General features: G+C 51.5%; 21 protein-coding genes and 1 tRNA gene. 11 read left to right on the forward strand and 11 right to left on the reverse strand.

Features of this window, described 5'->3' with window-relative positions:
- Both BS640_RS21095 and BS640_RS21100 read left to right on the forward strand, forming a co-directional pair.
- On the forward strand, positions 1 to 224 hold a 224-nt coding region (locus BS640_RS21095), incomplete at its 5' end, for a helix-turn-helix domain-containing protein (RefSeq protein WP_139802854.1).
- Complete coding sequence (locus tag BS640_RS21100; RefSeq protein ID WP_084913270.1) at positions 221 to 1,306, forward strand: hypothetical protein; 1,086 nt, start codon at positions 221 to 223, stop codon at positions 1,304 to 1,306. The genes BS640_RS21095 and BS640_RS21100, both read left to right, overlap by 4 nt.
- Before the next feature lie 46 nt (positions 1,307 to 1,352).
- Here the strand turns inward: BS640_RS21100 and BS640_RS21105 are convergent, their stop codons facing one another.
- From BS640_RS21105 to BS640_RS21115, 3 genes are all read right to left on the reverse strand, one after another.
- Complete coding sequence (locus BS640_RS21105) at positions 1,353 to 2,627, reverse strand: tyrosine-type recombinase/integrase (RefSeq protein ID WP_084913271.1); 1,275 nt, start codon at positions 2,625 to 2,627, stop codon at positions 1,353 to 1,355.
- Positions 2,628 to 2,809: 182 nt separating this feature from the next.
- Positions 2,810 to 2,885, reverse strand: a tRNA-Phe gene (locus BS640_RS21110).
- A gap of 249 nt (positions 2,886 to 3,134) precedes the next feature.
- On the reverse strand, positions 3,135 to 4,019 hold the full coding sequence (locus BS640_RS21115; RefSeq protein ID WP_017491519.1) for a LysR family transcriptional regulator: 885 nt from the start codon (positions 4,017 to 4,019) through the stop codon (positions 3,135 to 3,137).
- 143 nt (positions 4,020 to 4,162) lie between these two features.
- Between BS640_RS21115 and BS640_RS21120 the strand changes: the two genes are divergently transcribed.
- The 3 genes from BS640_RS21120 (at position 4,163) to BS640_RS21130 (ending at position 7,066) form a co-directional block, all read left to right on the forward strand.
- Positions 4,163 to 5,242, forward strand: a complete 1,080-nt coding sequence (locus BS640_RS21120; protein WP_084913272.1) for a tartrate dehydrogenase — start codon at positions 4,163 to 4,165, stop codon at positions 5,240 to 5,242.
- A 187-nt stretch (positions 5,243 to 5,429) separates the two neighbouring features.
- Positions 5,430 to 6,047: a phosphatase PAP2 family protein gene (locus tag BS640_RS21125; RefSeq protein ID WP_017491517.1), complete on the forward strand. Its 618-nt coding sequence runs from the start codon at positions 5,430 to 5,432 to the stop codon at positions 6,045 to 6,047.
- Between the two features lie 269 nt (positions 6,048 to 6,316).
- On the forward strand, positions 6,317 to 7,066 hold the full coding sequence (locus BS640_RS21130; RefSeq protein WP_017491516.1) for a DUF3053 domain-containing protein: 750 nt from the start codon (positions 6,317 to 6,319) through the stop codon (positions 7,064 to 7,066).
- A 29-nt stretch (positions 7,067 to 7,095) separates the two neighbouring features.
- Here BS640_RS21130 and BS640_RS21135 read toward each other — a convergent pair whose 3' ends face one another.
- Positions 7,096 to 7,449: a helix-turn-helix domain-containing protein gene (locus BS640_RS21135; protein WP_017491515.1), complete on the reverse strand. Its 354-nt coding sequence runs from the start codon at positions 7,447 to 7,449 to the stop codon at positions 7,096 to 7,098.
- Between the two features lie 449 nt (positions 7,450 to 7,898).
- On the opposite strand from BS640_RS21135, the gene BS640_RS21140 reads away from it, so the two are divergent.
- Together BS640_RS21140 and oqxB are read left to right on the forward strand one after the other, a co-directional pair.
- A complete protein-coding gene (locus tag BS640_RS21140) occupies positions 7,899 to 9,026 on the forward strand; it encodes an efflux RND transporter periplasmic adaptor subunit (protein WP_017491514.1) in 1,128 nt (375 codons plus the stop codon).
- 14 nt (positions 9,027 to 9,040) lie between these two features.
- Complete coding sequence (oqxB, locus tag BS640_RS21145; RefSeq protein WP_017491513.1) at positions 9,041 to 12,199, forward strand: multidrug efflux RND transporter permease subunit OqxB; 3,159 nt, start codon at positions 9,041 to 9,043, stop codon at positions 12,197 to 12,199.
- A gap of 108 nt (positions 12,200 to 12,307) precedes the next feature.
- Here the strand turns inward: oqxB and BS640_RS21150 are convergent, their stop codons facing one another.
- Both BS640_RS21150 and BS640_RS21155 read right to left on the reverse strand, forming a co-directional pair.
- The gene (locus tag BS640_RS21150; RefSeq protein WP_017491512.1) at positions 12,308 to 12,769 is read right to left on the reverse strand and encodes an RrF2 family transcriptional regulator; all 462 of its coding nucleotides are present in this window, start codon (positions 12,767 to 12,769) and stop codon (positions 12,308 to 12,310) included.
- Positions 12,770 to 13,093: 324 nt separating this feature from the next.
- Positions 13,094 to 14,389: an NCS2 family permease gene (locus tag BS640_RS21155; protein WP_017491511.1), complete on the reverse strand. Its 1,296-nt coding sequence runs from the start codon at positions 14,387 to 14,389 to the stop codon at positions 13,094 to 13,096.
- Between the two features lie 322 nt (positions 14,390 to 14,711).
- Between BS640_RS21155 and BS640_RS21160 the strand changes: the two genes are divergently transcribed.
- Positions 14,712 to 15,617 (forward strand): LysR family transcriptional regulator, encoded by a 906-nt coding sequence (locus BS640_RS21160; RefSeq protein WP_026110478.1) that lies wholly within the window; start codon positions 14,712 to 14,714, stop codon positions 15,615 to 15,617.
- A gap of 4 nt (positions 15,618 to 15,621) precedes the next feature.
- On the opposite strand, the gene BS640_RS21165 is transcribed toward BS640_RS21160, so the two are convergent.
- Positions 15,622 to 16,641 carry a transporter gene (locus BS640_RS21165; protein WP_017491509.1) on the reverse strand — a complete coding sequence of 340 codons (1,020 nt, stop codon included), beginning with the start codon at positions 16,639 to 16,641 and terminating at the stop codon, positions 15,622 to 15,624.
- A gap of 204 nt (positions 16,642 to 16,845) precedes the next feature.
- Between BS640_RS21165 and ppk2 the strand changes: the two genes are divergently transcribed.
- On the forward strand, positions 16,846 to 17,769 hold the full coding sequence (gene ppk2, locus BS640_RS21170) for a polyphosphate kinase 2 (RefSeq protein ID WP_017491507.1): 924 nt from the start codon (positions 16,846 to 16,848) through the stop codon (positions 17,767 to 17,769).
- 44 nt (positions 17,770 to 17,813) lie between these two features.
- Here the strand turns inward: ppk2 and BS640_RS21175 are convergent, their stop codons facing one another.
- Positions 17,814 to 18,701 carry a LysR family transcriptional regulator gene (locus BS640_RS21175; protein ID WP_017491506.1) on the reverse strand — a complete coding sequence of 296 codons (888 nt, stop codon included), beginning with the start codon at positions 18,699 to 18,701 and terminating at the stop codon, positions 17,814 to 17,816.
- A gap of 118 nt (positions 18,702 to 18,819) precedes the next feature.
- On the opposite strand from BS640_RS21175, the gene BS640_RS21180 reads away from it, so the two are divergent.
- Positions 18,820 to 20,364: an MFS transporter gene (locus tag BS640_RS21180; protein WP_017491505.1), complete on the forward strand. Its 1,545-nt coding sequence runs from the start codon at positions 18,820 to 18,822 to the stop codon at positions 20,362 to 20,364.
- On the opposite strand, the gene BS640_RS21185 is transcribed toward BS640_RS21180, so the two are convergent.
- Positions 20,358 to 20,522, reverse strand: coding sequence for a XapX domain-containing protein (locus BS640_RS21185; RefSeq protein WP_017491504.1), 165 nt, complete (start codon positions 20,520 to 20,522; stop codon positions 20,358 to 20,360). The genes BS640_RS21180 and BS640_RS21185 overlap by 7 nt on opposite strands.
- Before the next feature lie 21 nt (positions 20,523 to 20,543).
- A complete protein-coding gene (locus BS640_RS21190) occupies positions 20,544 to 21,086 on the reverse strand; it encodes an NADPH-dependent FMN reductase (RefSeq protein WP_017491503.1) in 543 nt (180 codons plus the stop codon).
- 114 nt (positions 21,087 to 21,200) lie between these two features.
- On the opposite strand from BS640_RS21190, the gene BS640_RS21195 reads away from it, so the two are divergent.
- Positions 21,201 to 21,974 (forward strand): AraC family transcriptional regulator, encoded by a 774-nt coding sequence (locus BS640_RS21195; protein WP_017491502.1) that lies wholly within the window; start codon positions 21,201 to 21,203, stop codon positions 21,972 to 21,974.
- On the opposite strand, the gene BS640_RS21200 is transcribed toward BS640_RS21195, so the two are convergent.
- The gene (locus BS640_RS21200; RefSeq protein ID WP_017491501.1) at positions 21,971 to 22,858 is read right to left on the reverse strand and encodes a LysR family transcriptional regulator; all 888 of its coding nucleotides are present in this window, start codon (positions 22,856 to 22,858) and stop codon (positions 21,971 to 21,973) included. The two genes, BS640_RS21195 and BS640_RS21200, sit on opposite strands and share 4 nt — an antisense overlap.
- Positions 22,859 to 22,985: the final 127 nt, after the last annotated feature.

Here is a 22,985-nt window from a genome sequence, read left to right on the forward strand (position 1 = left end):
AGTTAATAGACAGACTTGCTGAAGAGCGTAAGCGCCTTGGTCTATCTCAATTGGAGGTAGCGACTGCGCTTAATCTTACTCAGGCTGATATATCCAAAGTAGAGCATAAAGAGCGCCGCTTAGACGTTTTAGAATTAAAGAAAATGTTGGAAGTTTATAGAATATCTGAAAATAAAAAACTCCGTGAAATAATAATCAATTTTTTCGTTATGGATAAAAAATGAATGTTCAAACAAGAAATGATAAAGCTAAACAGTTTATTTTAGATCAACTATCAACCGTAGCTCAACTAAACGAAAGTGATTTTGAAGATTTACCTGATTTCCAAAGGATTAAATCTATCACTCAGGATTTAATTTATGTTAAAGCTATGGGTTTCAGAGGGATTGTTGCTACTGCTTTAACAGGCAAGTTTCTTGATGATAACTATGATTATTTGAATGATTTCTACAAATGTAATCCACGATCGATCTTTGAAAATGGAATATTTTACGCATTTCAGGAAATGAAAATACCCTGTGGGAAATCAGATCCATTAAATGTAGCAAAAAATAATAATGTTTTAGACGAAAATTGGGCTAAGGGGAGAAGACCTCAGAAAACTGCGATGGCTGCAGTTGATTTATTAAGAATTATTAGCAGTGAAGATGATGATGCTATTCGGCAAAAAACTGTCAATTATTTCTTTTTCCGTTTGTTATCTTATTCGCGGGAGTGTGGTTCAGTAGTCATTCACACGATTAATGAAATTTTTCTTTCAAATCAGATTGTTGCTTCAAAGTTAATTAACTTCACCCTTAATTATCCTGAGTCTGGAACAATACCGCAGTTTGTTATTTCGAGAATATTATCTTCCCTGTATAACCAATCATCAATTAATGTTATTGGCGGAGATGAAAGTGTTTTTGGAACTAATACCACATCGAAAAAACCTGCTGATATATGGCTCGAAAATGAAGGTGTAATATTAAATCTCTACGAAATAACTGTTAAAAAAATAGATTACAAAAGATTGGACGATAGTATTCAGTCCCTAGCTGATACAGACTCTCTGGAAAAACCAATTATATTCATATGTCGGCTACCTGATGATATAAATACTTTGGACGGATATCAAGAAGGTGTTCTAACTTATAAAAATAAATCATTTAATTTTGTGGATATATCAGAGTTTATTAAAAGCACTATAGCTTTATTATCTTTACTCCAAATTGAACTTCTTCTGTCCGAAATAAAGGAATTTGTTGGCTCATATTTAAGACCCATAAAGACTAAAAATGGGTGGAATGAAATATTCGCTATTTGATATCAATCATAAGAGCAGAGTTTCTGCTCTTATGTAATTTCTATAATCAGAGCATTGATCTGGCAAAATCAAACGGCATAATATGTTTTTCTATATTAGCATCGAGATAATCAGCCCACCATTGAATCATTAAACGACGCTGTGTAATATGTTTTGCTTTATGAGTATAAGCAGCACGAAGATTATTTTGTTCTTTATGGCTCATTTGTCTTTCTATAGCATCTTCAGTCCATATACCTGACTCAACAAGAGAACTACAAGCCATTGTGCGGAAGCCATGACCGCAAATATCTTTTTGGGTGTCATAACCCATAAGCTGTAAGGCTTTATTAACGGTATTTTCACTCATTGGTTTACGGTAATCATGGCAACCAATAAAAATTAATCCCTGTCCATCAGACATACCATAACTGATTTCTTTCAGTTCTTTTAGAATATCAATAGCTTGATGACTTAACGGCACATAATGCGGTATACGCATTTTAGAACCACGCTCAGAAAATTTTACATCTTTGATTTCTTCACGATTTGGCGGAATGATCCAAAGTTTATTTTCAAAATCTATTTCAGCCCAACGGGCGAAGCGTAGTTCACTTGAACGAATGAATACAAGCATAGTTAGCTTTAAAGCTAATACAGTGAGTCTGCGGCCTTTATAAGCATTTATGCGGCTTAATAGATCGGGTATTTGCTCAAGTTCAAGAGCGGGATAATGAGTCCGCTTAGGCGTAATTAATGTGCCACCAAGCTCATTTGCCGGATTTTGACTGATCATATCTTCCTGAACAGCATAACGCATGATAGCTGTAATACGCTGCTTCAGGCGTGAAGCTGTTTCATGTTGACCTTTGGCCTCAATTTTACGCAGAGGAAGAAGCAGATCACGAGTGGTTAGTTTCGTAATATCTTTTGAAGCAAGAGCCGGGAAAAGATGATTGATGAGACTGTTTAGAATCCGTTCGCTGTGTTGAGGTATCCACCGCTCACTGACAGACATTTTTTTGTGCCAATCTCGCGCTACAGCTTCAAACTTAAAATCTCCACGCTCTTCTGCCTTCACAGCTTTTTTCTGTTGAGGTGGGTCGATGCCACTGGCTAACAGAGATTTCATCTCTAAGAGGCTTGTACGAGCTTCTACAAGTGATACGGTAGGGTAAGTGCCAATAGAGAAGACTTTTTGCTTACCGTCATAGCGGTAAGCAGCTTGCCAGTATTTGGAACCGTTAGGATGAACGAGCAGATACAGCCCTTTGCCATCAGAAATTTTGGTCGGTTTTGCGGAAGGCTTGGCGTTTTTGACTGCAATATCAGTTAAGCGCATGGCGGGCCTCCGGTGAGGTAAATGTTGGTAAACTCATCGAACTGAGTTTACCAACTTTTTTACCAACAAAAGTTAGTGGCTGCCAGTGAATTTTAATGAACAGTAGTGAACATGAAGAACGGGATAACATGTTGACTTTATAAAGTAAAACGGACGCCAAAAGGCGTCCGTTTCTGAATGGTTGGTGCCCGGACTCGGAATCGAACCAAGGACACGGGGATTTTCAATCCCCTGCTCTACCGACTGAGCTATCCGGGCAACGCGGCGCATTAAACCGTAATGGCCGCTCGGCGTCAACGGCTTTTTAACGGATTGTCAGGATAACACGCCTGAACGTTGCTTTTTAGAGCAAAAAACATTGAAACGGTTGTTTTGCATTCATAAACTCATTAAAGACGGGATATTTTCAATGAGTTAATCAATATCGCCTCACCCTGCTCAGGGCATGCCAGGTGATCAGGCATGTCGGATTCGATGCTTTTACCTGCCGCCTAATAAACAATCTGGTTAGCTTAAATGCTGCTTCAGATAATGGATAAACGCGCTAATCCGAGCTGGAAGATGTTTCCTGTAAGTATAAACGGCATAAATATCGGCAGCCGGTGCCTGATAGTCGGTCAGTAATGGAATAAGATCCCCCTGCTCCAGGTCTTTCTTTATATCCCACCGCGAGCGCAAAATAATACCCTGTCCATCCCTGGCGTAGTGTACGACTGTCTCACCGTCGTTGCTGGACAAATCCCCATTCACCTTCTGCACATACTCCTTGCCGTCTTTAGTAAAACGCCACAGCGAATAATCGCTTTCGTACTGTCGCAGAACGATGCAGTTGTGGTGCGCCAGGCAGGTAACGGTATTCGGTGCCCCATACTTCTTCAGATAAGCAGGCGCCGCGCACACCACGCGAGAGTTGCTCATTAATTTAATCGCGACCAGCCGTGAGTCGGGCGGTTCACCGACGCGCAGGTCGATATCGACGCTGTTATCAAGAAAATTGAGCGGCTGGCTGGTGAGCTGTAAATCGATATCCAGATTGGGGTGAAGCCGATGAAAAGAAGAGATGAGCGGCGCAATGAAACGGCGGCCAAACCCAAACGAGGCATTGAGATTCAAACGGCCGGTTAACAGCGCCTGGCTGTTGGAAACTGCGCTCTCAAGCTCGGCAATCTGCGTGATGATCGGCCGAGCGCCCTCAACGTAACGCTCTCCCTCTAGCGTAAGAGCCAGACGTCGTGTCGTGCGCAGCACCAGCTGCACACCCAGCCGTTGTTCAAGGAGCGTTAAACGTTTACTGACCGCAGGCAGGGTCAATCCCATTTCACGTGCGACCGCCGTCAGACTGCCGAGGCGCGCCACCAGGGTGAAAAACCGCAGATCGTCGGTAGAGGACATCATTATTCACTTTAAGTTAAGAATGCCTTAAATATTTAGCAAATTGTTGAGCACCAGTGAAGCATTTACACTCAATCAGTCCGATAAAACATCTCCAGCAACCTATCTCAATAAATAAATTAAAACAGCAGAAGGCCTACAGCATGTCTGAAAGAACACACAAAATCGCCGTTATCCCCGGTGACGGCATCGGTAAAGAAGTGATGCCTGAGGGCATCAAGGTGATAGAGAAAGCGGCGGCAAAACATGGTATTAACCTGGAATGGCAGGGGTTCGATTTTGCCAGTGCCGACTACTATCTCGAGCACGGAAAAATGCTGCCAGATGACTGGTATGAAACGCTGAAGGGGTTTGACGCTATCTATTTCGGGGCAGTCGGTTGGCCCGATGTGGTGCCAGATCACATTTCACTGTGGGGCTCATTATTGCAGTTCCGACGTGAGTTCGATCAGTACGTTAACCTGCGCCCGGTACGCCTGATGCCAGGCGTAAAAGCACCGCTTGCAGGAAGAAAGCCGGGTGATATCGATTTTTATGTCGTGCGGGAAAATACCGAGGGTGAATACTCTAGCGTGGGCGGGATAATGTTCCCCAATACAGAGCGTGAGGTGGTTATTCAGGAGACGGTAATGACGCGAACAGGCGTCGACCGTATTTTGAAATATGCCTTCGAACTGGCGCAAAAAAGACCGAAAAAACATCTTACCTCGGCGACAAAATCTAACGGTATTGCGATTACCATGCCCTACTGGGATCAGCGTGTCGTAGAGATGGGTAAAAATTATCCTGAGGTTGATGTCGATAAGTATCACATTGATATTCTCACCGCGAACTTCGTACTTCACCCTGACTGGTTCGACGTAGTGGTCGCCAGCAACCTGTTTGGCGATATTCTTTCGGACCTGGGTCCCGCTTGCACAGGCACTATCGGCATTGCTCCCTCTGCCAATATTAATCCCGAGGGGCTGTTCCCAAGCCTTTTCGAGCCGGTTCACGGCTCTGCCCCAGATATTGCGGGCAAGGGGATCGCTAATCCGATTGGTCAAATATGGTGTGGTGCCATGATGTTGGAACATCTCGGCTATGAAAAGGCAGGCGCAGAAGTATTACAGGCGATTGAAAAAGTATTGAGCAGAGGCGCAGACGAAGCCCCACTGACGGGCGACCTCGGCGGTAAGGGAAATACGCGTGAGTTAGGTCAGGCGATTGCCGACGCCCTGTAAAGCACGCGAAAAATGTGGCTATAAATCAACCGCCTCTTAGAGTGAGAATAAACTGCGGTAAAATATGATTTATCTGATGCTGAGTGAAGGTCATTTTGCTTTCACTCAGTGTCCCCCTACTGATACACTTCCTCTTATTACAAATCTTTTTTAAACATAAAGTTAGATTTAATTAAGGGGAATCCTATTGTCTTGGAATAGCCTGACTTATTTTGGCGACAGTATGCTATTGCTGCCGAGCGGGATAATTATCGCCTTATTTATGGCATGGAAAGTAACGGGCAGACTCACTCCCTGGGCCTGGTTATTTACTTTTGGCCTCACCGGCTTCATCGTCAGTGTTTCAAAACTGCTTTTTCTCGGCTGGGGAATTGGCAGCGCAACCTATGATTTTACAGGTTTTAGCGGGCATACCACAATGTCAGCCACCTTCTGGCCGGTATTAATGTGGCTCCTGAGCGGTGGCTATCGCCGCGGCATCCACCGCACGATGATAGTCATCGGCTATCTCCTGCCCGTTATGATTGGAATAAGTCGAGTGGTGTTGCAGGCGCACTCGCCAAGCGAAGTGATTACCGGCTTGATTTTGGGACTCTCTGCCAGCAGCCTGTTCCTCTATGCTCATCGCCATCAGACGGTGAAACATTTTACGCTGCCACAGCTGGCCATTATGTTGATCTTGCCCATTATTTTGCTGAGCACCGGCCATAAGGCCACCACTCAGAACATGATTGAACAGCTCGCGGCCTATATTACCGGCCATCCACCGTGGACTCGCGCACAGCTGCTGAGTGAACTGCATTAACGCCCTCTTCTCCGGCATCGCTTTTCCATTCACGATGCCGGAAATCTTCCCAGCCTAACGTCTCAATACACCACTTTCTTATTGCTGTTAAATACCTGCCATTTCTCCTTGATGAAAGCGTCTATTTCACGTTGAAAACGCTCGGCAGAAAACCTCAATGCATTTAGAAAAAACAACGCCTAGGGTCACTCTGTCGATGAAAGGACATAAATTGCCCCCTTGAGCTAAGGTAAATAATGAGGGAACTGCAGAAGAGGAGAAGGTAAGTCATGGGCGTATTTGCATTAACTAAGTTCAAACTACCCGTTAAGCAGGGAAAGAAGCCGTGGAGGCTAGTGATAACCAGCCTGCTGTTGGTGCTGGTAACAGCGATTGCAGGCTGCGGAGATAAGGAGCCTGCACAGCGTAAAGCCTTTATCGACTTTTTACAGGCGCAGATTATTACCGCACAGGGAACGAATCTTCCTGCACTGACGCAGGACCAGAAAACGGCCTTCGGTAAGTACATCAAAGACTACGCGGTGATGAGGGATTTTCATCAGAAAATGGAAACAGAGCTTAACTCTTCGCTGGTACCGGTATTTAGCAGTATGAATGCGCTAACGTCAGTCAATGCGTTACTTCAGCAACGAGACGAGCTGCAGAAAATGGCAGATAAAAGTCCAAGGTGGCTTGAAGAAACAAAATTGCTGCAGGTTCAGACCGACGCGCAGAGAGAGGGGCTGAAACAGCCTGAAGATCTGAAAAAAACCTATGACCAGGCCTATAACAAAGTTGTTTCACAGCCCTCTGCGGCCGCAGAACAGATATTCACGCTGCTGCCAGAAGTCTTGAAAAACATTGTTGTTAAGGCCGATTTCATTAAAAGTCAGGGTAAAACTGTCACTATTTCTGGTAACACCTTGCAGTTTGCCAACCAGGCTCAGCTGGATAAATACAATGCGATTCAGAAAAAGTTGTTGCCGCTAAATGCGCAGCTAATGGCCTTAAGCCGAGAGTTGCATCGCGCAGCCGAGTAATGCGGCGGCAGTTTGCCGCCCAAAATGCATCAGTGGCAAGCATGTGCCGCAGGCTGGCCATTTTCGGCTCGACGCCAATCCCCCGGCGTTTGGCCGAACTGACGCTTGAAGCTGCGGGTGAAAGACTGCTGTGAGTCGAACCCCAGTGAAATTGCAACACTGACGATGGTTTCACCGCTGCTGGCTAGCATATCCGCCGACTTTTTCATCTTCTGGGCACGAATATACTCGCCCATCGGCAGCCCGGTATGCTCTTTAAACATGCGCTGCAAATGCCAGCGTGAATAACCTGCACGTTTGGCCACGGTTTTAATATCCAGGCGTTCTTCGAGGTTGTTATCGATCCAGTCGATCAGATCGTGAATAAAATCTTCGGTTTTCATGTCCGCTCTCCCGCTGTGTTTTTTTTGCCCTCGCAAGAGAGCCTGTGCTAAGGCTGACGCAGTTTTGAATAAAATGCAAGTTTTACTATTGCATTTAATTTTTCGATTGCGGATAGTTACACATCAAAACAAATCGCCATAAAGAATAGCACATAAAGTGCAACAATAATTCTTGCACTTTATTAGGCCACTCCCTACAATCGCCATGAAATAGTGTATCAGTAATTGATACCTTATTGTGCCTATGACAGGTGCAAATCCGCATAAAAATATCAGTCAAAGGACTCATCGCCGGTGGACAGGACCGGGGAGGACTGCCTGATAGCGCGTGTTCATCGCAATAGATACCGGACATTAAAACAATGATTAGCCTGCAAAATCCTTTCGTGATACCAAGCGAGCGTCGCTCTGGTACGCATCTTGCTCTCCCCCTTTCAGGGATAGCGTTGATGGTTGCTTTACTTTCAGGGTGTGACAACAGCGTAGCGCAGAGCTCAGCTCCGCCTGCACCGGCCGTCAGCGTGGCCGCCGTAGTGGTAAAACCAATCAAACAGTGGGACGAGTTCACCGGCCGGGTTGAGGCGGTGCAAAGCGTTCAACTTCGCCCTCGTGTCTCAGGCTACATCGACAAAGTAAACTATGTCGAAGGCCAGGAAGTAAAAAAAGGCCAGGTGCTGTTTACCATCGATGACCGTACCTATCGTGCAGCACAGGAGCAGGCTCTGGCCCAACTGGTGCATGCCAAAAATCAGGCCAATCTCGCTCGTAGCGAATCGGCTCGCACTGAAAAACTGGTAGGTTCCGAGGCGGTATCCAAAGAACTTTGGGAACAGCGTCGCGCCGCCGCCGCTCAGGCCCAGTCTGACGTGTTGGCCGCACAGGCCCAGCTGGATATGGCTCAGCTCAATCTCGATTTCACCCGCGTAACCGCCCCGATCGACGGCAAGGCCAGCCGCGCAATGATAACCGCCGGCAATCTGGTGACCGCCGGTGACAGCGCCAGCGTGCTAACCACCTTAGTCTCACTCGATAAAGTTTACGTCTATTTCGACGTCGATGAAGGCACATTCCTGCGTTATCAGGCCATGGCTCGCGACGCAAAGCACAACAACGCACCGCTGCCGGTACACGTTGGACTGGTCGGTGAGGAGGGGTATCCGCATCAGGGGATGCTCGATTTCACCGATAACCAGCTTACCGCCAGCACCGGTACCATCCGCATGCGCGCCTTGCTCGATAACGGCGACCGCAGCTTCACGCCCGGCCTGTTCGCGCGCGTGCAAATGCCCGGCAGTCCTATGTTTAGCGCTCTGTTAATCGATGACAAGGCGGTGTTGACCGATCAGGACCGCAAATATGTTTACGTGGTCGACGGGAGCGGCAAAGCAGAACGTCGCGACATTCAGATGGGCGCAATGTCCGGCGGACTGCGCATCGTGCAGCAGGGTCTGAAAGCAGGCGATCGGGTGGTAGTCGACGGCGTGCAGAAGGTCTTTATGCCGGGCATGTCGGTCAACGCGAAAAACGTGGATATGGCGAGAAACTTAACGCCAATTGCCTCTGAACAAGCACAATAACAGGACGCCGTCTCATGGACTTTTCCCGCTTTTTTATCGACCGGCCAATCTTTGCCGCCGTCCTGTCGATTCTGATTTTGGTCACCGGGGCGATAGCCATACCGCTGCTGCCGGTGAGCGAATACCCAGACGTCGTGCCGCCAAGCGTGCAGGTTCGCGCCCAATATCCCGGCGCGAACCCGAAAGAAATCGCTGAAACCGTCGCTACGCCTCTGGAAGAGGCAATCAACGGCGTCGAAAATATGATGTACATGAAGTCGGTCGCGGGCTCCGACGGTGTCCTGGTCACCACCGTGACCTTCCGCCCTGGAACCGATCCCGATCAGGCGCAGGTTCAGGTGCAAAACCGCGTTGCGCAGGCTGCGGCACGGCTGCCAGAGGACGTACAGCGCCAAGGCGTGACGACCCAGAAGCAGTCGCCCACCATGACGCTCGTGGTGCATCTATATTCACCCTCCGGAAAATACGATTCACTGTACCTGCGTAACTACGCCACGCTGAAAGTCAAAGACGAACTGGCACGTTTGCCCGGCGTCGGTCAGGTGCAGATTTTTGGCGCGGGTGAATATGCGATGCGCGTCTGGCTCGATCCCAATAAAGTGGCCGCACGTGGCCTGACCGCCTCGGACGTCGTCACCGCAATACGTGAACAAAACGTGCAGGTTTCTGCCGGTCAGTTGGGCGCAGAGCCGATGCCGAAAGACAGCGACTATCTGCTGTCGATCAATGCCCAAGGCCGTCTGAAGGACGAAACCGAGTTCGGCAATATCATTCTGAAAACTAGTGAGGACGGCTCCATCGTGCGGCTGCGAGACGTCGCTCGTATCGAGATGGGTTCGGGCAGCTACGCCCTTCGCTCTCAGCTCAACAATAAGGACGCCGTGGGGATCGGTATTTTCCAGGCACCGGGTGCTAACGCGATCGATTTGTCGAACGCCGTACGGGCCAAAATGGCCGAACTGGCGACCCGCTTTCCTGATGGGCTGACCTGGCGCGCGCCGTATGACCCGACGGTATTCGTGCGTGACTCCATCAGCGCCGTAGTGCATACCCTGCTCGAGGCGGTGGTATTGGTGGTGCTGGTTGTCATCCTGTTCCTGCAAACCTGGCGCGCGTCGATTATCCCGCTGCTCGCGGTGCCAATTTCAGTGATCGGTACCTTTAGCATTCTGTATTTGCTGGGTTTTTCACTGAATACGCTCAGCCTGTTCGGGCTGGTGCTTGCAATCGGGATAGTGGTCGATGACGCCATTGTGGTGGTGGAAAACGTCGAGCGAAATATCGAGGAAGGACTGGCCCCGCGCGAGGCGGCGCATCAGGCAATGCGCGAGGTGTCGGGTCCTATCGTCGCGATTGCGCTGGTGCTCTGCGCCGTATTTGTGCCGATGGCGTTTTTATCCGGCGTAACCGGTCAGTTTTACAAACAGTTTGCGGTGACTATTGCCATCTCCACTGTGATTTCAGCGATTAACTCCCTGACGCTGTCACCGGCATTGGCGGCGATACTGCTGAAGTCTCACGGCGCACCGAAGGACGTACCAACGCGGATTATCGACCGTCTTTTTGGCTGGCTCTTCCGTCCGTTTAACCGCTTCTTTAACGCCAGTTCGCATCGTTATCAAAGCGCAGTGTCCAAAACGCTGAGCCGTCGCGGTGCCGTGTTTGTGGTCTACGTTCTGCTGCTGTGCGCCGCCGGATTAATGTTTAAAACCGTGCCGGGCGGATTCATCCCTACGCAGGACAAGCTGTACCTGATTGCCGGGGTCAAAATGCCCGAAGGTTCGTCGCTGTCACGTACCGACGCAGTAGTTCGTAAAATCAGCGCTCTGGGCCTGCAAACCGACGGCGTGATTGACGCGGTTGCCTTCCCGGGACTTAACGCACTGCAGTTTACCAATACGCCGAATACCGGCACGGTGTTCTTCGCGTTGAAACCGCTGAGCGAACGCAGCCGCACGGCGGCGCAGATTAACGCCGAGATCAACGCCAAGCTCTCTCAGATTCAGGAAGGCTTTGCGTTCTCGATAATGCCACCGCCGATCCTCGGACTAGGCCAGGGGTCGGGTTATTCTCTTTATATTCAGGACCGTGCGGGGCTGGGATACGGTGCGCTCCAGTCGGCGGTAAACACACTGTCGGGCGCCATCATGCAGACGCCGGGTATGAGCTTCCCGATTTCGGCTTATCAGGCCAACGTGCCGCAGCTGGAAGCGAAGATTGACCGCGACAAAGCCAAGGCACAGGGTGTGTCGCTCAACGAGCTGTTCAGCACGCTACAGACCTATCTGGGGTCGTCATACATCAATGACTTCAACCGTTTTGGTCGCACCTGGCAGGTCATCGCGCAGGCTGACGGGCCATTTAGGGAAAGTGTGGAAGACATTGCCAATCTGCGCACTCGCAACGACAAGGGTGAAATGGTGCCGATTGGCAGCATGGTCAACATTACGACTACCTATGGGCCGGATCCGGTGATCCGCTACAACGGTTATCCAGCGGCGGACCTGATTGGCGACGCCGATCCGCGCGTGCTGTCGTCTTCACAGGCGATGACCGAGGTCGCATCAATGGCGAAGAATCTGCTGCCTAACGGCATGAATATCGAATGGACAGACCTGAGCTACCAGCAGTCTACGCAGGGCAATGCGGCACTCATCGTCTTCCCGATGTCTGTGCTGCTGGCATTCCTGGTGCTGGCCGCGCTGTATGAAAGCTGGACGCTGCCGCTGGCAGTGATCCTCATCGTCCCCATGACCATGCTGTCAGCGCTGTTCGGCGTCTGGCTGACCGGCGGGGACAACAACGTCTTCGTCCAGGTTGGACTGGTGGTGCTGATGGGGCTAGCCTGTAAGAACGCCATTCTGATCGTCGAGTTTGCCCGCGAGCTGGAAATTCAGGGCAAGGGCATAATTGAGGCCGCACTCGAAGCCTGTCGACTGCGTTTACGTCCGATTGTGATGACCTCGATTGCGTTTATTGCAGGGACTATCCCGCTGATTCTCGGCCACGGTGCCGGGGCGGAGGTGCGCGGTGTGACCGGGATTACCGTATTCTCGGGCATGCTCGGCGTGACGCTGTTCGGTCTTTTCCTGACGCCGGTATTCTACGTCGCTCTGAGGAAGTTGGTCAGCAGAAAGGCGCAGCCTGAAGCCGAGGCAGTAACCCTGAGCTAATGCAAACGCTTAAGCTGTAGAAACAACAAGGGGACTCGCCTGGCGACGAGTCCCCTTTGTTTTAATCAGGAGAGGATGTTGAGCGGCAAACAGGTTGAGCCTGAAGCGCTATTTAGCGGCCAGCTCTTCGCCGCCACAGCTGTAGCTGCCGTTGCGTTCGAACTCGTTTAGCGCGTCGGCGACAGTGTATTTCGCCAGTACGGCCATCGAGGCCTCTTCAGCTTCATAGACCACGGACTTAAAATAGCCGCAGGCGTTGGCGCTCACCAGACACTTGGCCGACCCTTCTGGTCGGGCCGCCCACAGGCGTTTGTCTTCGATGACGCTGGTATAAATATCACGCAGCGTAATGGATTCTGCCACGCGGCCAAGGCGGATAGAACCGGTCCTGCCAAGCGTTGAAACGATGATCCCTTGATGCGTCAGGGGCACCATCAGCTTGCGTATAAAGCTGGGATTAGCTTCCAGGCTCGCTGCCAGAGTCGCACTGGTACAGCGCTGTCCTGACTTTTCAGCCAGTGCCACACTAAAGACCATCTGCATTGCTGTCGGAAAGCGAAAATCTAACATGTCGTTATCCTGGGAAAGCGGTATCAAAAATAAACTCTTTCGACTGATAAAAAACTCACAGACGAAGTGGTCAATAATATAACAAAAGCTGGAGTATTTTTGAAGTTTGGTCAGCACAGAAAGGCCTAAAAGCGAGGAGTTTTAATCACAAATTGCGAGCACGGCGGCCCTTTAGCCGCTTTTAGGGTCTATTGGGTCAAGGGCACGCGCCTTATGTGCAGGGCAGCGGCCCAGACCTGCCAGTGGGACTTTCAAGGCGGGAGCCGTTTGGATTGCCCCGCCTTGTTCTCGCGCTAAAAATGCAATTTAACAATAAATTGTCATTTAAGCGCTCAACCATCCCAGCTTGATAACAAACAGAAGCGACAGAATAACCAGTGCGGCATTCAGTTCACGCGCACGGCCGCTCAGCAGTTTCACCAGTGTCCAGGTGATAAAGCCGAACGCGATACCGTTAGCAATCGAGTAGGTCAGTGGCATCGTCAGGGCAGTTACGGTAACCGGTGCGGCAACGGTGATGTCTTTCCAGTCGATCTCGGCCAGGCCCGAGGTCATCAGTACCGCGATGAACAACAGCGCAGGCGCGGTTGCAAATGCAGGCACGCTGCCCGCCAGTGGCGCAAAGAACAGGCTCAGCAGGAACAAGATAGCCACTACGATAGCGGTCAAACCGGTACGGCCACCGGCTTCAACGCCCGCCGCCGATTCAATGTAGCTGGTGGTGGTCGAGGTGCCCAACAGTGAGCCAAACAGCGCGGCGCAGCTGTCGGCAAACAGCGCGCGACCCATCTTAGGAATGTTGCCCTCTTCGTCTGCCAGACCCGCACGCTTGGTGACACCAATCAGCGTACCGGAATTGTCGAACACGTCGACGAACAGGAAGGCGAACACCACGCTAATCAAGCCAACGTTGAAAGCACCTTTGATGTCCAGCTGCAGGAAGGTTGGTGCGATGGAAGGCGGCATAGACATCACGCCACCGAACGGGGTATAGCCCAGGGCGATAGCCAGAATGGTCACCGCCAGAATACCGATTAACACGGCGCCGGTAACGCGACGCGCTTCCAGCACCACAATGATGATAAAGCCAAGCATCGCAAACAGCGGTGCAGGCTTGGTCAAATCACCCAGCCCCACCAGCGTGGCCTGATTGCCAATCACAATACCAGAGCCTTCAAGCGCAATGAGCGCCAGGAACAAGCCGATACCGGCGGCAATCGCCGAACGCAGCGGCATAGGAATGCTGCGAATGATCCACTCGCGGATTTTGAAAATAGATAACGCGAAGAAAATACAGGCCGAGAGGAATACTGCACCCAATGCGATATGCCAGTTATAGCCCATATGCAGCACGACGGTGTAGGTGAAGAAGGCGTTCAGGCCCATGCCTGGCGCCAGCGCAATAGGATAGTTTGCAATGAATCCCATCAGCGCGGAACCGATTGCGGCAGCAAGACAGGTAGCAACAAATACCGATCCTTTGTCCATGCCGGTAGCGCCAAGAATAGAAGGGTTTACGAACAGGATATATGCCATGGCCAGAAATGTAGTCAAGCCTGCCAATATCTCAGTGCGCACGTTAGTGCGATGAGCTTTGAGTTTAAATATTTTCTCTAACATTAGATTTCTCTCGGTCGCGTTGTATGAATACACGCTTGTTATAAGTTTTGTTTTTCAAAACACGTCCGCGAGCCAGGAGTCCAGATGCCATAGATTCGTCCGGCCCTTAATAAGACACACGGAAAGTACTGCGTGTTTTGACGAACCCTGTCATCACTGCCTGTTAATTTATAGCTTACTTGTTTACTTACCACCCGACTTGTATAAAAAACGTCTGATGTGACTGTTTTACAAAGAAGCACCGTACAATCTAGGAAAAACGGGTGATGCAGTCCATAATAGATATCTCACTAATTCACTGCAAAAATTAGTACACCCTCATATGTCGCCATTTTCTCGCTTTTCACAATACTTTGTTGAAGTCGCCCGTACCGGAAGTTTGCGTAAAGCCGCCGAGACGCTGCACGTCTCGGCATCGGCAATTAACCGGCAGATTCTGCTCGCCGAACAGACCATGGAAACGCCGTTATTTGAGCGCTTGCCGACCGGTCTGAAATTGACGTCAGCCGGTGAGATGCTCTTTGATGATATTAAACGCTGGCGCAAAGAGTTTATTCGCACCCGCGAAAGATTTGATGAAATGCAGGGATTACGCCGAGGACACGTCAGTATTTCTATTATCGCCGCGCTCAGTGAGGGCATGGTCGCGCAGCTGATTGCCGATGTAGGTAAAGAATTTCCGTATCTGACCTTTAATATTCGCATTGAGGAAAGCCGCAATATCAGCGAGCACGTTAGCTCTTCGGAGGTTGACTTCGGCCTGCTGCTCGACCCTGTCGAGCACACCGGTCTCGAGGTGCGCGCCTTCGCCGAACTGCCGATTGGCATTGCCATGCCGGTGGGTCATCCGTTAGCGCATAGAAAAATGCTGTCATTCAGCGATATCACCGAGTATCGGCAAATCATCCCGGCCGAACCGCTGATGATCAACGCCCGCGCCAAACTGCTTTACAACCGCTATCAGCTGCATGAGACGCCATCGATTGTCTGTAATGATGTGAGAATGATGCGTGAATTGATCCGCAAAGGTGCCGGCGTTGGCGTACTCAGCCTGCTCGACGTGTTTCCCGATTTACAGGAAAAACGCCTGGCCTTCGTGCCGCTTCAGGGACACAGCGTCAAGCCGCTGACGCTGGCGCTTTGCGTCGCGCCTCGTCGTCAGCTTTCTCGCGCGGCGCAGATTGTGATTCAGAAAATGATCGTGATGATGGAAAGCATCGCGCTGTAGTGTCTCAATCATCATCCCGTTTACGCAGCGCGAACCAGCCAGCAATCACCGTAAATAGCGCAACAACCAGCACCAGCAGCACAAAACCGTGCGGGTTGGAGGCCAGCGGAATACCGCCGACGTTCATACCAAAGAACCCCGCGACGATATTGATAGGCAGTGCGAGCACGGTGATCACGGTCAGCACATACAGCGAGCGGTTGTTCTGCTCCATCTGACTCGAAGAAATCTCCTCCTGAAGCAGGCGAATACGCTCCGTCAACCCTACCAGGTCATTTAACACTACGGTAAATTCTTCAGCAAACTGGCGCAGATCCCTGACTACTTCGGCGCTGAGCCAACGCGGTGGGCGGTTCATCAGACGAAATAACGCCGCCGGTTCCGGTGCCAGTAGGCGCTGAAAACGCAGCAGTTGGCGTCGCATACGCCCGAGCCTTGTGCGGTTCTTCTTAACCAGTCCGCTGAGTAGACGCTCCTCAATCTGATCGACATACTGGTTTGCCTGACGCACGATATGCTCCAGCACGTCCTCCTGCTCTTCCAGCAAATGCACCAGCAGCGAAGTTGGCGAGGTCGGTGCCAGAGTTTCAAGCTTGTGAAACAAACGTTCAATCAGTCGCAGAGGTTTATGACGTGCAGTAATCACCAGACCGGTGCAGCAATAAAGCCACAGCGTCGCCGTCTCTTCGCCAGAGCCGTCCTCCTTAAAGTTGGCGTCATTAAGTACCGCAAACAACACGTTATGCTGACTCTCGATGCGCGTGCTGTGTGAACCGTTGCGGATCTCCTCGAAGAAAAACTCCTCGATATCAAACTGCTTTCTAAGCCATTTTTCGGAGGCCGCATGATTAAGATTGATGTGCAGCCAGAGGAAGCCCGGGGTATCTTTTTGCTGCTGATATTCGGCCTGGATCTGTCCCGACGTTATCCGCCTTGGCGTCTGATGTTCCTTAAAGACAAAGCCATGGATTAATCCCGTAACCTCATCGGTAAAGTCTACTTTATGCGATTTTTCTTCCAGCATGGTTTATCTGTATTAACCGGGAACATCGCTTAATTACGCCATTTGCCAGGATAAAATCAACCCCTTTATGCCGCGAAAATAAATAAAAATACCAATATAAAACAGAAATTTAACCGTCATCTTTCCGTCATAAAAATGCCACATTTGGTACGAATAATCTTAGGGGATTAATTGGCATTCGGCATGACTTTGAGGGAAAGCGTTATGGCTATGCACGAGAATGGTTCACCCGGTGAATTCACCTTTAACCAACGCTTATTACAAGAATTTTATGACAGCTACGACGAAGAGCTGGAAATGGAACTGGACGACCGACGCCTGGGTGACGGGGAGCCGGAATGCGACGACCAGAAAGCCTGGCGTAAGCAGTATTTCCGTGAGCTGCTGCGTTTGCAGGGCGAGCTGGTAAAAATGCAGGACTGGGTGATGCGAACCGGTCACCGTATGGTCATTATCTTCGAAGGACGCGATGCCGCAGGGAAAGGCGGCGTAATCAAACGCATAACTCAGCGACTTAATCCGCGCACCTGTCGGGTTGCCGCCCTCCCCGCTCCTAACGACCGGGAACGCACACAGTGGTATTTTCAACGCTATATCGCCCATCTCCCGGCAGCGGGCGAGATGGTGCTGTTTGACCGCAGCTGGTACAACCGCGCCGGTGTTGAAAAAGTCATGGGATTTTGTAGCGATCAGGAATATGAAGAATTTTTCCGCAGCGTGCCTGAGTTTGAAAAAATGCTCACCCGCAGCGGGATCCAGATAGTCAAATACTGGTTCTCCATCACCGATGAAGAGCAGGAACTGCGCTTCTTAAGCCGCATTCACGATCCGCTGAAGCAGTGGAAACTCAGCCCGATGGACCTTGAAAGCCGCCGCCGTTGGGAGAATTATACCGCAGCGAAAGAAGTGATGCTCAAACGCACCCACATCGAAGAGGCGCCGTGGTGGATTGTTCAGGGCGTCGACAAGAAGAAAGCGCGTCTCAACTGCATTAGCCACCTGCTGGCACAGGTGCCTTACGAAGAGATGGAAGCACCAACCATCACGCTGCCGAAACGCAACTACAGTGACGACTACAAGCGCACTCTTCTGCCTGACACCATGATCGTACCCGATCTTTACGATTAATCGGCGCCTGACTCCCCGATCCTGCGCAAAAAAGCAGGATCGGTTTATATTTCGCTCAACACCCGTTTTTCGGTTAGAAAATCGATAAACACTCTAATCTTGGGCAACAGATGACGGCTGCTCGGCCAAACCATGGAAAACTTTCCGGCTTCGTCCAGATAGTCCCCCAATACCGACACTAGCGCACCCGACGCCAGATACTCCTTCACAATAAACTGGGGTGCATAAGTCAACCCAATCCCTCGTAGCGAGGCCTGCAGTAAACCTTCAAGATTGTTAAAAGAAAGAGAGCTGGGAATGCTTTCCGAAAAGTCGTTATTGAAGTCCCAATTCTGCAACTGCCCATTTTTAGGAAAGCGATAGCGTAAACAGTGGTGCTGTTGCAAATCAGCGGGCGTTTGGGGAAGCGGATGACGCGCAAAGTAATCAGGGCTGCCGATAATGACAAAGCGAAACGGCCCGAGAGTGCGTGACATCATCTCGGAGTCGGTCAGCTCACCGCTGCGTATGGCGATGTCCAACCCTTCGGCGATGATGTCCACCATGCGATCGCTGAAGTCTAGCTCCAGCTCAATCTCGGGATAGCGTTGCATAAACTCAGACAGGTAAGGCAACAGCATGCGATAGCCAATCGCCGGCAGGCCGACGCGCAGCTTACCGCGCGGCTGGGCCGACAGGCGCGACAGTTCGAATTCGGCCTCTTCCATTTGCGACACAATGGCCTGACAGCGCTCAAAAAACAGCAGGCCTTCGTCGGTCAGACTGATGCGCCGCGTGCTGCGGTTAAACAGTCGGACGTTAAGCCGCGACTCAAGCCGTGCTACGCTCTTTCCTACCGCCGAGGCGGAAATTCCCAGCCGCTCACCGGCGGCGGTAAAGCTGTGGCACTGCGCCGCTCGCACGAAGGCCAACATGCCGTTGATATTATCCATACTCACTTCCGACCCTTTATTAGAGCGCTTTTGTCCTTAATCATCGGACAACAAGCCCATTTCCGTCAAATTTAAGACATTTTATCATCAGGCAATATCACCTTTTCTGGAGAAGCCCATGAGTAATCCTTCTATTGCCGCCGCGCCAGCAAGCAAAATGCCGGTGCTGGTCGCCGTTTGTCTGGCGGGTATTATTCTGCCGTTGAGCTTTGTCAGCGGCTCGATAGCCACGCCGGTTATCAGCCGCGAACTCGGCGGCAGCGCGCAGGCGTTGAGCTGGATAACTAACGCCTTTATGCTCAGCTTCGGCTGTTTCCTAATGGCCGCCGGATCGCTTGCCGACGAGGTCGGGCGCAAAAAGGTGTTCATCTCCGGCGTTTCGTTGTTTGCCCTGCTCTCCGGGCTGATTGGCTTCAGTTCGAGCCTGCTGTGGATTGATGTGATGCGCGCCTTACAGGGCGTTGCCGCCGCCGCAGCGCTGGCGGGCGGTTCGGCGTCTTTGGCGCAGGAGTTTGAGGGCCGTGCACAAATGCGGGCATTCAGCATGCTCGGTTCCAGCTTTGGCATTGGATTAGCGTTTGGCCCTTTTCTGGCGGGCCTGCTCATCGCGCACTTCGGCTGGCGGGCGGTGTTTCTCTCCTCAATGGTTATCGCTTTGCTGTCGCTGTCGATTGGCGTCTCTCGCCTGCGCGAATCAAAAAACCCTGATGCAGCGGGCATCGACTGGCCCGGTACGGTGCTTTTTACCGCTATGCTGGCGTTGCTGACTTGGGCGCTGATGGCTATTCCGGCTCAGGGCGCAGACAGCGCGCTGGTGCTGAGCCTGTTGGCGGCGACCGTCGTGCTGCTGGTGCTTTTTGTAGGGGTCGAAAAACGCGTCAAACACCCGATGCTTGACCTGTCGCTGTTCCGCTATGCCCGCTTCATTGGCGTGCAAGCGCTGCCACTGGCCACGGCTTTTGCTTTTGTGGTGCTGCTGGTGCTGCTGCCAATGCAGTTTATCGGCGTTGCCGGAATGACTGAACAACAGGCCGGATTGATGATGATGGCGCTGTCGCTGCCGATGCTATTTGTGCCTATGTTTGCGCCATTGCTGACCCACTGGATTTCTGCCGGGCTGGTCTGCACCCTTGGCTTGCTGATTTCCGCCGTCGGGCTTGGCTGGCTGAGTCAGGCCATTCTTCATCAGAATATGCTGGGGGCGTTGGTGCCGATGGTCGTTATCGGCGTCGGGATAGGCCTGCCGTGGGGACTGATGGACGGCCTGTCGATAAGCGTAGTGCCTAAAGAACGCGCCGGTATGGCGACGGGAATATTCAGCACCACGCGCGTCGCGGGTGAAGGCATTGCCCTGGCCATCGTCGGAGCGATGTTGGCGGGGTTTGTCGGTCATGGGCTACAGAAAATCGTTCCTGTCACCCACTCGGCCTCGGAAAGTCAGGCGATTCAGCGTCTGGCAACCGGTGATTTGTATCAGGCAAGTCTTGCGCTACCCAACGTCAGCGCTTCACAGCTTACGTTGATCTACGCCGACGCGTTTCATCAGCTGCTGCTGTGGCTGGCGGCTATCACGCTGGTCTCTGCGGTGATTGTCTACGCGGCGCTATGCCTGAGAAAATCCCCTGCCACAGCCAGCGAACCGCTGTGTGAAAGGGATCAGTGAAGCCAGGCGGCGACCGACCTGAAAATCACGCTGCCGAGAAATACGCCTGCCGCACCGACGATGCCAACCAGCGTCGGCGGTGCCGGCAGCGGCAGTTTCAGCCAGGAAAAAAACAGCCCGACCGACAGTCCGGCAAGCAACGCATAGAAAATCTGCATGGTTATCTCCCAGCCTGAGGATTAGATTCGTGCCACAAACTGGCTCAGAATCTTCTGCGTAAAGGTACGAGTTACCTCATCAGTGAGCTGGCCGTCGCTGACCTTCTGTCCGATAAAGGTGATGGCCACTTCAGGCAGGGGATCCAGTTTGCAGAGCATCGCTGCCAGCGTTTCGCGCAGCTGATACTGCGCTCTGACCCCGCCCAGCGCGCCGGGGGAGAGTGTGGCGAACATGACCGGTTTACCGACCATGCAGCTGGTAAAGGCCGGGCGCGACAGCCAGTCGAGGGCATTTTTCAGCACGCCGGGGATCCCGTGATTGAATTCAGGTACCACCATCAGCACCGCATCGGCGCTGGCAATCAGGTCGCGCGCCTGATGAACCTGAGCGGGACCCACGGGAGAATCGAGATCCTGGTTATAATGAGGCAGTTCGCCAATGTCCAGACTGACGAACTCGGAACCCGCAGGCAGCATATCGGCCAGTGAGTTCAGGACAATCTTGCAGTAGGAATCGGCACGCAGGCTGCCGGCCATGCCAACAATACGCAGGGGTTTAGTCATAATATTTTCCTTTTTAAATGGCGCTCCACGTCGTGAGCGGCGAATAAATGGCATTATGACGCTATCAGTGATAAAAACATTCGCATAACTGACAATAAGCTTTGAGGTTATGCCATGTCTGCTTTTACCCCGCTGGAAGCCAAACGCTTTACCCATTCAGCAGGAACACAGGTTGCGGAACACCGCCATCCGCAGGGGCAGCTGACCTTCGTGACGCGCGGCACCTCATCGATTACCACGCGCGACGGTTGGTGGCTCGCTCCGCCGGGTCGTGCAATCTGGGTGACGCCAGACGTGGCCCACGCGGCATCCTACAGCGAATTTTCAGATGTGATCCAACTGCTGATTTCCCCGCAGCACTGCGTTTCACTGCCGCAAGAATGCCAAACCTTGCAGGTGTCAGATTTGCTGCGCGAACTGGCTCTCGAGGCGCTGACCTTTACGGCTCCCGGCCGCAACAATGACGATATTCCCGCCATCTGCCAGCTTATCGTCCACCAGCTCAGTGCCGCCAGTGCAGGTATCGCGCTGTTTATTCCCAAGGGGCAAGATCGCCGCTTACGGCAGATAACCCACCTGCTTCAGCAGGATCCGGGCAATAATTATTCCCTCGAACAGGTCGCTGAACGCTCAGGTTGCAGCCCGCGCACACTGGCGCGTCTGTTTCAGGCTGAGACCGGCATGACCTTCACCCGCTGGCGCGATCGTTTACGCGTCGTGAGCGCCGTTGACCGGCTCTCACGCGGGCAGAACATCACCCAGGTTGCGCTGGAACTGGGCTATCAGAGCCCAAACAGCTTCTCGACCATGTTCACCCGCCTGTTGGGTGAACCGCCGCGACGCTTTATGAATCGGCTGATGCAGGCTAAAAACAAGGAATCCAGTTAGAGATTTTTATAATCTTGAATCACCTCAATCACTCGCTGAGCGGCAGGCGACAGCGTATTTTCAGCCAGATAGGTGATACCGAAACTGCGCGCCATAATGACATCGTCATTTTTGACCCTCACCAGGCGTGAGGCGAAGACTTCCTCAGACAGGCTGTTTTCCGAGATAAAACTGAGCAGGCCGCTTTCGGCGATAAGCTCCGGCGCGGCGGCCAGCGAGCTGATTTCGATCCGCACGTCGAGCGCCGGGCAGTGATTGTCGAAGAAATATCGGTCGAGCCATTTGCGCATTGCCACACTCTTGGCAGGCAAAATCCAGCCACAGCGACTAAGCTGCGCAGCGGTAGCCTCTTTCCCGGCGAGCGGATGATTTCTACTGGCGGCGACCACCACGTGGTCTTCTGTCACTGGCACGGTAATTACCGGCTTGTCGCCCTTGACGATCGGGCCGAGAATGAAGTCCAGCTCGTTGCGCCCAAGCATGCCGTACAGCACATCGTTCATGCCAATCTGAATTTCGAGCTTGATGTTCGGTGCCAGCAGCTGCATCTCACGGCACACCGCAGGCAGCAGAAACTGAGTTGCCGATCCCGCACTTCCAAGGCGAACCACGCCCGACAATCCTGCGCCCATCTCGGCGATTTGGCGCAGTGTTTCATCGAATCCGTTTTGTAAAACTAACCCGCGTTGATAGAGCAAACGCCCGGCTTCGGTCAATTCCAATCCACGCCCCAGACGTTTAAACAGACGGGTTTGGCAAAGCTTTTCGAGGCGAGCAATAGATTTAGATAAGGCAGGCTGAGTTAAATTAAGATTCTGTGAGGCATATCCCAAATGCTTGAGCTCTGCCACTTTAAGGAAGTATATCAAGTCTTTGTTATTCAACTGCTATTCCTTAAATTCATCGATTCTATAAAATAATATATTAGACGTAATCGATTCCCACAACAATAATCGGTTTACCACGTGCGCACTGAAAAACCAACGGAATATACGATTTGAAATAAAATGT

The sequence above is a fragment of the Rouxiella badensis genome, from assembly GCF_002093665.1.
Taxonomy (GTDB): Bacteria; Pseudomonadota; Gammaproteobacteria; order Enterobacterales; family Enterobacteriaceae; genus Rouxiella; species Rouxiella badensis.